At 69.6% G+C, this 13,265-nt stretch carries 11 protein-coding genes; 8 read left to right on the top strand and 3 right to left on the bottom strand.

The features are described from left to right. Positions 1 to 37 precede the first annotated feature (37 nt). From Strain318_RS04950 to Strain318_RS04920, 7 genes are read left to right on the top strand one after another with little or no spacing between them, the layout of a single operon-like run. Positions 38 to 2,446: a serine/threonine-protein kinase gene (locus Strain318_RS04950; RefSeq protein ID WP_367887420.1), complete on the top strand. Its 2,409-nt coding sequence runs from the start codon at positions 38 to 40 to the stop codon at positions 2,444 to 2,446. Continuing rightward, entirely contained in the window at positions 2,443 to 3,270 is an 828-nt protein-coding gene (locus tag Strain318_RS04945) for an ABC transporter ATP-binding protein (protein WP_367887419.1), read from the top strand. The genes Strain318_RS04950 and Strain318_RS04945 overlap by 4 nt, the downstream gene beginning before the upstream one ends. Next, positions 3,258 to 4,064 (top strand): ABC transporter ATP-binding protein, encoded by an 807-nt coding sequence (locus tag Strain318_RS04940; RefSeq protein ID WP_437436313.1) that lies wholly within the window; start codon positions 3,258 to 3,260, stop codon positions 4,062 to 4,064. The genes Strain318_RS04945 and Strain318_RS04940 overlap by 13 nt, the downstream gene beginning before the upstream one ends. Then, complete coding sequence (locus Strain318_RS04935; protein WP_367887417.1) at positions 4,061 to 5,884, top strand: AMP-dependent synthetase/ligase; 1,824 nt, start codon at positions 4,061 to 4,063, stop codon at positions 5,882 to 5,884. Before Strain318_RS04940 ends, Strain318_RS04935 begins: the two co-directional genes overlap by 4 nt. After that, a complete protein-coding gene (locus Strain318_RS04930) occupies positions 5,881 to 6,777 on the top strand; it encodes a branched-chain amino acid ABC transporter permease (RefSeq protein ID WP_367887416.1) in 897 nt (298 codons plus the stop codon). Before Strain318_RS04935 ends, Strain318_RS04930 begins: the two co-directional genes overlap by 4 nt. Next, the gene (locus Strain318_RS04925; RefSeq protein WP_367887415.1) at positions 6,774 to 7,871 is read left to right on the top strand and encodes a branched-chain amino acid ABC transporter permease; all 1,098 of its coding nucleotides are present in this window, start codon (positions 6,774 to 6,776) and stop codon (positions 7,869 to 7,871) included. The genes Strain318_RS04930 and Strain318_RS04925 overlap by 4 nt, the downstream gene beginning before the upstream one ends. A gap of 17 nt (positions 7,872 to 7,888) precedes the next feature. After that, complete coding sequence (locus Strain318_RS04920; RefSeq protein WP_367887414.1) at positions 7,889 to 9,130, top strand: ABC transporter substrate-binding protein; 1,242 nt, start codon at positions 7,889 to 7,891, stop codon at positions 9,128 to 9,130. Between the two features lie 37 nt (positions 9,131 to 9,167). Here the strand turns inward: Strain318_RS04920 and Strain318_RS04915 are convergent, their stop codons facing one another. From Strain318_RS04915 to Strain318_RS04905, 3 genes are read right to left on the bottom strand one after another with little or no spacing between them, the layout of a single operon-like run. Further along, a complete protein-coding gene (locus Strain318_RS04915; protein ID WP_367887413.1) occupies positions 9,168 to 10,475 on the bottom strand; it encodes a Zn-dependent hydrolase in 1,308 nt (435 codons plus the stop codon). Positions 10,476 to 10,484: 9 nt separating this feature from the next. After that, positions 10,485 to 11,504 carry an aldo/keto reductase gene (locus Strain318_RS04910; protein ID WP_367887412.1) on the bottom strand — a complete coding sequence of 340 codons (1,020 nt, stop codon included), beginning with the start codon at positions 11,502 to 11,504 and terminating at the stop codon, positions 10,485 to 10,487. After that, positions 11,501 to 11,848 (bottom strand): TIGR04076 family protein, encoded by a 348-nt coding sequence (locus Strain318_RS04905; RefSeq protein ID WP_367887411.1) that lies wholly within the window; start codon positions 11,846 to 11,848, stop codon positions 11,501 to 11,503. The genes Strain318_RS04910 and Strain318_RS04905 overlap by 4 nt, the downstream gene beginning before the upstream one ends. 40 nt (positions 11,849 to 11,888) lie before the next feature. On the opposite strand from Strain318_RS04905, the gene Strain318_RS04900 reads away from it, so the two are divergent. Continuing rightward, positions 11,889 to 13,265, top strand: a complete 1,377-nt coding sequence (locus Strain318_RS04900) for a Na+/H+ antiporter NhaC family protein (RefSeq protein WP_437436312.1) — start codon at positions 11,889 to 11,891, stop codon at positions 13,263 to 13,265.

The following is a 13,265-nucleotide window of genomic DNA, read 5'->3' as shown; positions in this document are numbered from 1 at the left end:
GTGGCGCCTGCGCACAAGTCGTATGCTTGTCGGCAATGTGAGCGAATCCCGCCCCGGCATCCCCGCCAAACTCTCCGAGCGCTACGATATCCGCGAGGAGATCGGCGCGGGCGGTATGGCCGTCGTCTTCGACGCTTGGGATCGGCGCCACGAGCGCGCCGTCGCGGTCAAGCTCATCCGGCCCGAACTCACCAGCAAGGCGATGGTCGAGCGCTTCGAGCGCGAGATCGCCGTCGCCGCGCGCCTCGTCCATCCGCACGTCGTGCCCGTCTTCGACTCCGGCGTCGAAGGCGAAACGATGTACTTCGTGATGCCGCGCCTCACCGGCGGCACGCTGCGCGATCGCCTCAAGGCCGGGGGCGGGCTGCCGCTCGCGGAAGTGCGACGGCTGGCCGAGCAGATCGGCGGGGCCCTCGACTACGCGCACGGCTTCGGGCTCATCCACCGCGACGTCAAGCCGGAGAACATCCTCTACGCCTCCGGCAGCTTCCTGTTGGCCGATTTCGGAGTCGCCCGCGGCGGCAGCGCGCCGGGACTCGCGAGCGGCAGCGCCAGCACCACGGGGGCCTTTCTCGGTACGCCGTCCTACGCGAGTCCGGAGCAGCTCTACGCCGACCGCGAACTCACGACCGCCAGCGACCAGTACTCCTTCGCTTGTGTGCTGTTCGAGGCGCTGACCGGCCAGAAGCCGTTCCCGACGCAAAACGTCGTCGAGATCGTCGTCGCGCACACCACGGAGCCGCCGCCCGAGGTGAGCACCTTCCGCGCCGACGTGCCGCCGGTGATGGAGGCTGCGCTCAAGCGGGCGCTGGCCAAGCAGCCAGACGATCGCTTCCCGTCAGTGGCCGCCTTCCTCGAGGTGTTCCTTGCCAACCTCGAGACCACCGCCGCGCTGCGTCAGGTCTGGACGCCGCGTACGCGCGCCGCCGCCGTGCTGCTGTTGGTCGGCAGCCTTGGCGCCGGCCTCTTCGTCGGCGGCAGGCTCAAGGACGGCGACCCTGCGGACCGTGCACGCAGCATCGCCGTGCTGCCCTGCCGCAATCTCAGCGGCGATCCCGCGCAGGACTACTTCAGCGACGGCGTCACCGAGCAGATCATCGCACAGCTCTCCGCCCTCCCCGACCTGCACGTCATCAACATGCTCTCCGTGATGCGCTTCCGCGGGACGACCAAGGAGGCCCGCGAGATCGGACGCGAGCTCGATGCCGACCTGCTCGTGCTCTGCACCGCGAACCGCCAGCCCGAGGGCGTCCGCATCGGCGCGCAGGTCGTGGATGCCGCATCGGGCAACGTGCTGATGACCCGCGACTACACCGACAGCACGTCGGGCATCCTCAAGCCGCAGCTCGACGCGTCGATGCACATCGTGCAGGCGCTGAGCGTGACGATGCGCGGCACCCAGCGGCCAGGCCCGACCACGACAATCACGCAGGACAGCGCCTACTCGCTCTACATGCGCGGGCGGCATGCCTGGCACCGGTCGACGCTCGACGGCCTCGAGAGCGCCGGGCAATTGCTCAGGCAGGCGGTGCAGCAGGATCCGAACTTCGCGCTGGCCTGGGCCGGCGTCGCCGACGTACACCTCTCGTTCGTCGGGCGCTGGATGGCGCCGCCGACGCCGCAGTACACCGCCGCCGAGGCTGCCGTCGCGTCGGCACTGCGAGCGCAACCGAGCCTCGGCGAGGCACTGGCGGCGCGAGCGCGTCTGCGGCATCGCCGGGACTGGAACTTCGAGGGCGCCGCGCAGGATCTTCGCGCCGCACGGCGCGCCACGCCGAGCGCTTGGCAGCCGTATCTCGACTATGCGAAGCTCATGTCCGTCCAGGCGCGCCACGAGGATGCCATCACGCTGGCGAGCACGGGCTTGCGCCTCGATCCGCTCAACGCCCTGAACGTCCTCGGCCTCGCCGAGATCCTCTACCATGCGCGGCGATTCGACGACGCCTTGGTGCAGGTCGATCGCGCAATCGAGCTCGAACCGGAGTTCGCGTTCAATCAACTCTGGCGCGCGATGATCCTCATCAGCCTCGCGCGCCCCGAGGACGCGGCGCGCGCCGCGCTACGGGCCACGCAACTGGCCGGGCGGCATCCGGGGATGCTGGCGATCCTCGCCCGCGCCGAGGCCGACGCCGGCCGTCCCGAGATGGCGCGCGAACTCCTGCGCGAGATGCGCCGCGCGTCGGCCGTCGCCTATGTGCCGCCCACGCTCGAAGCCGTGGTGCACATCGGACTCGGTGACCGCGACGCCGCGGTCGATGCCCTGACGCGCGCGGTGGGCGAGCGCGACTGGTTCATCTCCGAGCTCGCCGTGCATCCGTTGGCGGACGGCGTGCGGGATGACCCGCGCGTGCGAGCGCTGCTGACGCAGATGGGATTGGAGCGGGTCCCAACGCCCGGGCCGGCCGTTCCCGCGGCCGCCTCCGGCCGCCGGAGCGCCATCGAGTGACGCCTCCCGCCGCCTCGTCCAGCGGAGGCGCAGCGCTACTCAGCCTGCGCAACGTCGAAGTGGTCTACAGCGACGTGGTGCTCGTGCTGCGCGGCGTGAGCCTCGACGTCCCCGCAGGTCAGATCGTCGCCCTGCTCGGTGCAAACGGCGCCGGCAAGACGACCGTACTCCGCGCCATCACCGGCTTGCTCCCGCTGCATCGCGGCCGCGTGACGAAGGGCAGCATCACGCTCGACGGCACTGCCATCGACGACGCGCCGGCGCCGAGCATCGTGCGACGGGGCCTTGCCCAAGTCATGGAAGGACGCCGCATCTTTGCGGACCTCACGGTCGAGGAGAACCTGCGCGCCGGCGGCTTCACCTGCCGCACGCGCGCCGCGCTCGCGGAGGGCCTCGAGCGCGCCTACGCACTCTTCCCGGCCCTCAAGGACCGCCGCAGCCAGATGGCGGGATACCTCTCGGGCGGCGAGCAGCAAATGGTGGCGATCGGCCGTGCGCTGATGTCGCAGCCGCGCATCCTGTTGCTCGATGAGCCATCGCTGGGCTTGGCCCCGAAGATCGTCGGCGAGATCCGGGATCTCATCGTGAAGATCCACGAGTCGGGCACCGCCGTGCTGCTCGTGGAGCAGAACGCGGCGATGGCCTTGGGCATCGCACATGCGGGATACATCCTCGAGCACGGCAAGGTCGTGCGTGATGGCTCCGCCGCCGAACTCGCCAAGGACAAGGACGTGCAGGAGTTCTACCTGGGCGGCGGCGACGCCGCCGGACGCAGTTACCGCGACGTGAAGACCTACCGGCGCCGCAAGCGGTGGAGCGCGTGACCGCCGAGGCTCTGCGGGATGCCGCCCACACGCCCCTGCTCACGGTGGAGGGCGTCACGCTGCGCTTCGGCGGCGTCACCGCGCTCAACGGCGTGTCCTTCGACGTGCGGCGCGGCGAACTCTTCGCCATCATCGGCCCCAACGGCGCGGGCAAGTCGTCGATCTTCAACTGCCTGAACGGCGTCTACCGACCGCAGGAAGGGAGCATCACCTTCGACGGCCACGTGATCTCCGGCCGTCGCCCGGTCGCCATCGCGCGGCTCGGGATGGCGCGCACGTTCCAGAACCTCGGGCTCTTCAGCACGCTCACGGTGCTCGAGAACGTGATGCTCGGTCGGCATCACCTCATGCACACCGGGTTCTTCGCGGGTGCGCTGTGGTTCGGCAAGGCGAGGCAGGAGGAGCTCGCGCACCGGCCGCGCTGCGAGGAGATCATCGAACTGCTCGAGCTCGAGCCGTATCGCTTCCAGCACGTGGCCCTGCTGCCCTATGGCGTGCGGAAGCGGGTCGAGGTGGCGCGGGCACTGGCCATGGAGCCGTCGCTGCTGCTGCTCGACGAGCCCGCCGCCGGCATGAACCTCGAGGAAAGCGAGGACATGGCCCGCTACATCCGCGAGATCAACGAGGAATGGAAGATCGCGGTGCTGCTCGTGGAACATGACCTGCGCATGGTGATGGATCTCGCGCAGCGCGTGCTGGCGATGGACTTCGGCAAGGTGCTGGCCGTGGGGGCGCCGGCCGACGTGCGCGCGAACGAGGACGTCGTGCGCGCGTACGTGGGGACCGGCGAATGACGACGATGGCCGCGCCCGTCTCCGCCGCCCTGCGCACGCTGCCGGCCCGCGTACTGCACTGGGCGCGCGTCAAGCCGGGACGCCTGGCCCTCCGCCACCGCGAGCTCGGGCTCTGGCGCGAGTACTCGTGGCGCGAATACGCCGAGCGCGTTGCACAGACGGGATTGGGGCTGCGCGCGCTGGGCGTCGGCGCCGGCGACCGCGTGGCCATCATCGGTGACAATCGCCCCGAATGGCTCTTTGCAGACCTCGGCGTGCAAGGCATCGGCGCGGTGGTGGTAGGCGTGTATGCCACGTCGCCGGCCGAGGAGGTGCACTACGTGCTCGAGCATTCGGGCAGTGCCGTGGTCATCGTCGAGGACGAAGAGCAGCTCGACAAGGTGCTCGCCGTGCGGGACCGGCTGCCGGCCCTGCGCGACGTGATCCTCATCGAGCCGCGCGGCGCCGCGCACCATCTCGCGGACGGCCGTGCGATGACCTTCGAGGCGCTGCTCGCACGCGGCGCCGCGGCGCCGGTGACCGAGTTCGAGGCCTCGGTGGCGTCGCTGGACCCGAGCGACGCCGCGGTGCTCATCTATACGTCGGGCACCACCGGCGCGCCGAAAGGCGCGATACTCTCGCACGCGAACCTCGACTTCACGGCGCGCACCATCGCCGACGCCTTCGACGCAGACGAGGACGACGAGACGCTCTCGTACCTGCCGCTGTGCCACATCGCCGAGCAGATCTTCTCGCTGTTGGCGCCGCTGGAGAAGGGATCCGTCGTGAGCTTCGGCGGCGGCGTGGACGAGCTGGTGGCGGACCTCCGCGAGATCCAGCCGACGATCTTCTTCGGCGTGCCGCGGGTGTGGGAAAAGATGCTCGCCGGCATCGAGATCCGGATGAACGACGCCAGTTGGCTCAAGAAGCGCAATTTCCACCTGTGGATGGGCGTCGGCCGTCGGCTGGCACGCAAGCGGATCGACCGCGTACCGCTGACGCCGCTGGACCGCGCGCTCGAATGGCTCGGCTGGCTACTGCTCTATCGCCCGCTGCGTGAGCGGCTCGGCATGGCGCGCGTGCGATACGCCAGCAGTGCCGCGGCCCCGGTGGCGCCGCAGGTGATCGAAGCCTTCTGGTCGCTCGGGGTGCGCATCCGGGAAGCGTACGGGCAAACCGAAGGCTGCGGACTGGCGACCTTCACGCCGGAGCACGACGTGCGGCCCGGGCTCGTGGGCACCGCTTTCCCCGGCGTGGAGCTGCGCATCGCCGAGGACGGGGAGATCCTGGTGCGCGGCGCCTGCGTGTTCGCCGGCTACTATCGCAACGAAGCCGCGACGCGCGAGACGGTGGATGCCGATGGCTGGCTGCACACGGGTGACGTCGGCGAGCTCTCGCCCGACGGGTTCCTGCGCATCACGGACCGCAAGAAGGACCTCATCATCACCTCCGGCGGCAAGAACATCGCGCCGTCATGGATCGAGAACAAACTCAAGGTCTCGCCCTTCGTGCGCGAGGCCATCGTGATCGGTGACCGACGCAAGTACTGCACGGCGCTGATCGGCATCGAGATGGACACGGTGGCGGACTGGGCGACGCGGCGGCGCATCTCGTATACCACGTACGAGGACTTGAGCGCACAGCCAGAGGTGAAGGAGCTGATCGCGGCGTGGATCGAACAGGTGAACGCCGACCTCGCGCCCGTGGAGCAGATCAAGCGCTTTGCGATGATTCCCAAGCCGCTGGACCACGAGGAGGGCGAACTCACCGCCACGCAGAAGGTGAAGCGCCGCGCCATCGAGAAGGCCTTCTCGGACCTCATCGCCGGGATGTACGCATGAGCGATCTCGTCCAGTTCCTGCTCGCGGGCTTGGCGCTGGGCTCGGTCTACGCACTCATCTGCCTCGGCTTCGTCGTGATCTACCGCGCGACGGGCGTCATCAACTTCGCCCAGGGCGGCCTCGTGGTGCTCGGCGCCTTCCTCACGCACGAGTTCGCGGTGCGGCAGGGCCTGCCGTTCAGCCTCGCGGTGGTGCTGGCGGTGGCCGCCGTGGCGGGCATCGGCATGGCGCTGGAGCGCGTGGTGTTCCGTCCGATGGTCGGCCAGCCGACGTTCGCGATGATCCTCATCACGCTGGGCGTGCTGTTCGTGCTGGAACAGGCGAGCGCCGCGCGCTGGGGCTACGACGTGCTGCTGATCGGCGATCCGTGGGGCGTACAGACCGTGCAGATCGGTGGCGCCACGGTGAAGGTGGCCGACCTCTGGACGCTCGGCGCCGCCGGTGCGGCCTTGGCGGCGCTGTTCGCGCTCTTCCGCTTCTCCACGCTCGGCATCGCGATGCGCGCTGGCGCGGCCGATCCCGAAGCCGCGCTCGCGCACGGCATCAGCCCGCAGGCCATTCACGGCCTGTCGTGGGCCATCGCGGGCGCCGTGGCCACGCTGGCCGGCGTGTTCTTGAGCGCGGGGCCCAAGGGCGTGGATCTCTCGCTGAGCCTTGTCGCATTTCGTGCCTTTCCGGCGATGATCCTCGGTGGGCTCGATTCGCCCGAGGGCGCGGTGACCGGCGGCGTGCTCATTGGACTGATCGAGGTCCTCACCGCGGCGTATCTCGTGACCGCCGTGCCCGGCGTCGGCGCCAACTTCCACGTGGTGATGCCCTACCTCGTGATGGTCGTGATCCTCATCGTGCGTCCGTATGGCCTGTTCGGGCGCGAAGAGGTGCGACGCGCATGAGGCTCAAGCTGCGCAACACCCGCATCTCGACCACGTATGCGCACGACCTCGTGCTCTGGCGCTCGTGGTGGGCGCGCAGCGGCATCGCGCTGGTGGTGGCCGGCTTCGCCGCCGCGCCGTTCGTGCTGAGCAACTATTGGACGACGGTGCTGGTGTACGCGGGCATTGCGGCCGTGGGCACGCTGGGGCTCAACCTGCTCACGGGCTTCGCCGGCCAGGCGTCGCTGGGACACGCGTTCTTCTTCGGGGTCGGGGCGTACGCCACGGTGGTCCTCACCGGCAGCGCGCATTGGCCGTTCCCGCTCTGGCTCATCGGGGCGGCGGCGATCGGCGGATTCATCGGCGGCTGCGTGGGTCCGGCGGCCTTGCGGTTGCGCGGCAACTACCTCGTGATCGTCTCGCTCGGCCTCGTCATCGTCGGGCAGCACGTGTTCGAACACTGGACCAGTGTGACCGGTGGGCTCACGGGCACGCCCGTGCGTGCGGCGGTCGCCGTCGGCGGCCTGGACCTCACCACGATGTCGCTGTTCGGGCGACCGCTCGCCCGCAATCAGGGCTACTTCTACTTCACGTGGATCGTCGTCGCGGTAATCGCCTTCGCCACGCGCAACCTGCTGCGCTCGCGGCCCGGCAGGGCGCTGCAGGCCATCCGCGACCGTGACTTGGCCGCCGAGGTGATCGGGGTCAGCCTCGTGCAGTACAAGGTGGGCGCGTTCGTGGTGTCGAGCGCCTACGCCGCCTGCGCGGGCGCGATGTACGCATCGTACGCGCGCTACGTGAGCCCGCTGGACTTCACGCTGTTCCTGTCCATCCAGTACATCGCGATGATGGTCGTGGGGGGCGTCGGCAGCGTGGCGGGGTCGATCCTCGGGGCCGTGTTCCTCACGGCACTCCCGCGCGTCATCGAGTCGCTCAGTGCCTCGCTGCCGTTCATCTCAAGCACCGGCGGCGGGGGTGGCATCACGGTGTTCTCGCTCAACCAGGCGATGTTCGGGCTGCTCATCATCGTGTTCCTGCTGGCGGAGCCGCGGGGGCTAATCGAGATTTGGCGGCGGGTCAAACGGTATTTCCTGGCGTGGCCGTTCTCTTACTGAATGCCTTGGAGGTGCGCATGCGGATGCGGATCAGGTGGTTCCTTTCGAGTGTCTCCGTCGCCGGCATCGGCCTGCTCTCCGCCTGCGGCGAAGCGGCCAAGCCGACGCCCGGCGTCAGCGGCGACACCATCACCATCGGCGTCATCGCGCCGCTCAGCGACGCCGTCGCCGTCATCGGCACGCCGATCACCGCCGGCATGCAGGTCTACTTCGAGGCCCTCAATGCGCGCGGCGGCATCGGCGGGCGCTACAAGGTGAACGTGCTCGTCGAAGACCAGACGTATGCGAACCCCTCCACGAGCGCCCAGAAATACCAGAAGATCAAGGACCAGGTGGCGCTCTTCGGCCTCGTCCTCGGCACCGACCACATCAACACGCTGCTGCCGCTGTTGGCCGAGGACAGCGTCCTCGTCGGGCCGGCGACGTTCGATAGCGAGTGGGTGCGCGAGCCGTTCCTGATTCCGTGGGGCTCCACGTACCAGCTCTGGGCCTACAACGCGCTGGCGTACTACCGCGAGACCGCCGGCGCCGACAAGCGCATCTGCGCGATGGCCCTCGCCACCGGCTACGGCGACGCCGGGCTCGGCGGCGTGACGATGGCCGCCGAGAAGCTCGGCTTCGAGGTGGCGGCCACGGTGCGCTTCAAGCAGGACGACCAGGATTTCGTCGCGCCGATCACGCAGCTGCGCAACGCGCGCTGCGATGCCGTGCTGCTCGTCTCGTTGCCCGCCAACACCGGCCGTGTGCTTGGCACCGCGGCGCAGGCGCGCTTCGCGCCGCAATGGATCACGCTCTCCCCCGGCTGGCACCCGGCCATGCTCGAATCGCCGCTCCGCGACTACATGCGCGCGCGACTGTGGGTGAGCTTCGACGGTGCAGAGTGGGGCGATACCACCGCGCCGCGAATGGCGGCGGCGATGGCGGACCTGCAGACGTACCGCCCGCAGCAGAAACCCGACCTCTACTTCACCGCCGGCTACACGATGGCCATCGCGACCGAAGCCGTGCTCGCCAAGGCTGTCGAGCTGGGCGACCTCTCGCGCGGCGGCATCGTGCGCGCGTCAGAGGCGCTGGGGGCCGTGTCGTTCGGCGGCTTGATCGGCGACTATGTGTACGGCCCCGCCGACCGGCGCGAGCCGCCACGCGCGACGACGATCTTCCGGCCGGATCCGGCGAACGCCACGGGACTCAGCACCATCCGCAAGGACTACAGTCATCCCGGCGCCGCCGAGGTGACGTTCACGCGCGCGCCGCGCTGACGACGCGGCAGGGCGTTCCGACACCGGGCTGACGCGGCTAGAGCGCGTCGGCCCGGTGTACGGCGTTCATGAGGACGTTGACGCCATTCGCGACGTCCCCAGGCTTGGTGAATTCCCGCGGCGAGTGGCTGATGCCGCCGACGCTGGGCACGAAGATCATGCCCATCGGGCAGATCAACGCCAACTCCTGAGCATCGTGCCCCGCCCCGCTGGGCATGCGCTGGTGCGTGAGGCCGAGGGCGTCCGCGCTCGCATCAATGACGTCCATGATGCGCGACTCGGCGAGCGCCGCCTTGCTGGTCACGAGCTCGCGGAACGCGAAGGTCGTGCTTGTGGAACGACCGATCTCGGCGCCGATCTCGCGGAAGCGCGCGGCGAAGCGCGCGACCTTGGCGTCATCGAGATCGCGCAGGTCCACCGTGAGCACCACGCTGCCGGCGACGACATTCGTCGTGTTGGGGGTCGCGTTGATGCGCCCCACCGTCGCGACCTGACGCCCGGGCTCGGCGCGCACGGCCTCGTTCACGGCGACGGTGAAACGCGCCGCCGCAAGCATCGCGTCCTGCCGCTGGTCCATCGGCGTCGCGCCGGCGTGGTTGGCGAAGCCCGTGATCGTCACCTCGAGCCAGGTAAGCCCGACGATGCCCTGCACCGTGCCGATGCTGCGTCCCGTGCGCTCCAGCGAGGCCGACTGCTCGATATGCAACTCGAGATAGCAGTGCGCGCTGCCCTTCGGCTTGGCCATCGCCGGGACGCGCGCCACATCGCCGCCGAGCCGCGCGATTCCTTCGCGTTGCGTGAAGCCCGAGCGCGCGGTGCCGTCGAACGCGATGCTCTCCGTGGCGCCGATGTAGCACTTGCTGCCGATCGTGCCGCCTTCCTCGTTGGCCCACACCACCACGTCCAGGGGATGCCGCAGCCGGATGCCCTGCTCACGCAGCGAGCGCGCCACTTCGATGGCGGCGAAGGATCCCACCGGGCCGTCGTAGTTGCCGCCGTCGGTCACCGAGTCCACGTGCGAGCCGATGATGATCGGCGGCAGCGCCTCGCGGCCCTCCACGCGGGCGATGATGTTGCCGGCCGCATCGAGCTGCGGCGTGAGGCCCGCCTCTCGGAAAAGCGCGAGCGTGAAGGCGCGTCCCGCGAGATCCGCGTCGGAGTAGGCCACGCGATTGATGCCGCCCGGCGTGCGGCCGATGGCGTCGAAGCGCGCGAGCTGCGCGTTGACGCGGGCACCGTTGGCGCGCAGCGTGCGCTGCCCCTGGGCAGCGCGGAGCGCGGGGCCCGCGAGGGGCGAGGCGACGGCGATTGCCGCGGCGCTTTTGAGCCAGTCACGACGATGCACGAGGTCTCCTCAGTCCGTGGCCATTCGATTCAATCCATACCGCATGATCGCGGCGTGGCGCCCGCCCTTCTCGCGCTCCAACGAGTACACGTCGCCCGTCGGCCCCGGCGCATCGCCCAGCGCGCCGGCCAAAGTTGCACGCTCGGCGTCGCTCAGCGCGAGCGTCAGGGCCGCCAGGGTACCGGGCAGGTGCTTGGCATCCCGCGAGCCCACGATCGCCGCCCCGACCGCGGGCTGATCGAGCACCCACCGGATTGCTACAGCCCCGATGCTCGTCGCGTGGGCCTGCGCCACCTGCTGCAGCGCGCGAAGCAGCGTCTGGAACGGCTCCCACCCGCCCCACTCGTCGATGATCAGCTTGTACTTCACCAGCGAGCGGTTCTCCAGCGGTTCTTCGGGCGCCGGCGCCCCCAGCCAGCGCTCATGCAGGAAGCCGCCGGCGAGCGCGCCGTACGCCAGCAACGAAATGCCATGTCGCTCGCAGAGGGCACGCATCGGCCCCAACGCACGCCGATCCAGCAGCGAACATTGCACCTGATGCGCGACGATCGGCACGCCGGCGTCGAGAATCGCCTGGAGGTGCGGCACGTCGGTGTTCGTCACGCCCAGCGCGGCGATCTTCCCTTCGCGTCGCATGGCATCGAGATGCACCGCCGCCTGCACGGGGTCGCCGAGCGCATAGTCCCACCAGTGGAACTGCACGAGGTCGAGTCGCTCGACGCCGAGTCGGCGCAGCGAGCGGTCGATCGTGCGCTCGAGATCCGCGCGCCGCAGGGACGGCAGGAGATCGAGATCCGGCACGCACTTGGTGTTGACGCGGATCTGCGGGGCTTGGGCCCCGTGATGCGCGCGCCACTGCGCGAGGAACCTGCCGATCATCGCCTCGACGCCCGTATAAATGTCCGCGCAGTCGAAGGTCGTGATGCCCGCTTCGGCATAGGCGAACATGTCGGCAATCGCCGCGGCTTCCTCGACGCTGCCGTGGCCGCCGGCGAGTTGCCAACCGCCCTTGATGAGCCGTGACGTCACGGCGTCGGCGGCAGCGGCACGCGCGTGACCTCGCCGTGGCGCCAGGTGCTGGTTCCCGTGCGCGTAATGCGGAAGCGGCCGCCGCAGTACGGGTCCGGGCAGGCGATCTCGGCGTCGGTGGTCATCCAATCGTTGGGATGCGTCACACGCTGCTTGGCCGGCAGCAGGGGAAGAATCGCCGCCAGCGGATACAGCGGAAACGACTGCCCCGGCGGGAAGCGCAGGTTCTCGCCGACCAGCTCGAACCAATCGCCCGCTCGATGGTTGCAGACCATCGGCCGATCGGTGGCGACGACTTCCACGCGCAAGTCGTACAGGGTGAAGCTGTCGTCGGGAGCGCTCATGTCGCGAAGGATAGCGCGCCCTGCGTATCTTCGTCCACTTATGCTGACCTTTCGCGGCGGAATCCTCGGCGCCCTGACGCCCTTCGCGGTGTTTCTCGCCGGCGTGACCGCGCTCGCGCTGGCCGGCGCACCAGACGAGAAGGGCTTCTGGCCCGTGCTGCTGCTTGCGCTCATCGTCGGCCTGCTGCTGGCGCATGACCGGGCGCGTTACGCCGAAGCCATGCTCGACGGCATGAGCCAACGCATCGTGATGATCATGGTGTGCGCTTGGCTCTTCGCCGGCGTCCTCGGCAGCCTGCTCGCCGCGTCGGGATTTGTCAGCGCACTGGCCTGGGCGGCGCAGTCCCTCGGGCTGACGGGTGGCGCGTACGTGGGCGCGGCCTTCGTGGCCTGCGCGCTGGTGTCGACCGCCACCGGCACCAGCTTCGGGACGATTCTCGTCGCGGGGCCGCTGCTCTATCCGGCAGGAGGCGCGTCCGGCGCGGCACCGGCTGCACTGATGGGTGCGATCCTCGCCGGCGCCACCTGGGGCGACTCGATGTCGCCGGTGTCGGACACGACGATCGCCTCGAGCGGCACCCAAGGCGCGGACATCGGCGGCACGGTGCGGGCGCGGCTGCGCTATGCGTTACCCGCGGGATTGGTCGCATTGCTGGTCTCAGTCTTGGTCGGCGCCGGCGACGGCGGAGCTCCGGTCACCTTCATCGGCAGGTCAGCGCTGCCACTCGTGATGCTCGTCGTCCCCGTGGTGGTGCTCGCGATGCTTTTCGCGAAGCGCCATCTCATCGAAGCGTTGCTCGTCGGTATCCTGGCGGCGACGGTACTCGCGCTCGCGTTCGGACTGGTCTCCACGCAAGACCTCATGCGCGTCGAGGACGGATCGTTCAGCGCCAGCGGGGCGATCCTCGACGGCTTCAACCGCGCGATCGGCGTGAGCGTGTTCACGCTGCTGCTGATGGCCCTCGTCGGGACGATCCAAGCCACCGACCTGCTCCCGCGACTCATCCGCAGCGTCGAGCGCCGCGCCACCGGCGCGCGCGCCGCCGAAGCGTGGATCGTCGGCACCGTGTCGGCCGCCGTGCTGCTCACCACGCACTCGGTGGTCGCCGTGCTGATGACCGGCCCCTTCGCCAAGGCGACGGGGGAACAGCACGGGATCTCCGCGTACCGACGCGCGAACCTGCTCGACCTCACGGTCTGCACCTGGCCCTTCCTGCTGCCGTGGTTCCTGCCGACCATCCTCGCCTCCGGCGCCACGCGCGACGCGGTCCCGCTCGGCATGCCGGCGTTGAGTCCGTTCACGGTCGGCTTGTACAACACCTATGCATGGGCGCTCGTACTCACGGTAGCGCTGGCCGTCATCACGGGGTACGGACGGGAGCAGCGCGGGCTCGCAGCGGAGGACGTCGCCACATGA

The organism is Pseudogemmatithrix spongiicola, from assembly GCF_030623445.1.
In the GTDB taxonomy this organism is placed as follows: Bacteria; Gemmatimonadota; Gemmatimonadetes; order Gemmatimonadales; family Gemmatimonadaceae; genus Pseudogemmatithrix; species Pseudogemmatithrix spongiicola.
This window is presented reverse-complemented; position numbering and strand designations above follow the sequence as displayed.

Bases quoted from the DNA above. Each gene is read 5' to 3' on its own strand.
- Strain318_RS04935 (WP_367887417.1), top strand. From the start codon at position 4,061: ATGACGACGATGGCCGCGCCCGTCTCCGCCGCCCTGCGCACGCTGCCG.
- Strain318_RS04930 (WP_367887416.1), top strand. From the start codon at position 5,881: ATGAGCGATCTCGTCCAGTTCCTGCTCGCGGGCTTGGCGCTGGGCTCG.
- Strain318_RS04925 (WP_367887415.1), top strand. From the start codon at position 6,774: ATGAGGCTCAAGCTGCGCAACACCCGCATCTCGACCACGTATGCGCAC.
- Strain318_RS04920 (WP_367887414.1), top strand. From the start codon at position 7,889: ATGCGGATGCGGATCAGGTGGTTCCTTTCGAGTGTCTCCGTCGCCGGC.
- Strain318_RS04905 (WP_367887411.1), bottom strand. From the start codon at position 11,848: ATGAGCGCTCCCGACGACAGCTTCACCCTGTACGACTTGCGCGTGGAA.
- Strain318_RS04900 (WP_437436312.1), top strand. From the start codon at position 11,889: ATGCTGACCTTTCGCGGCGGAATCCTCGGCGCCCTGACGCCCTTCGCG.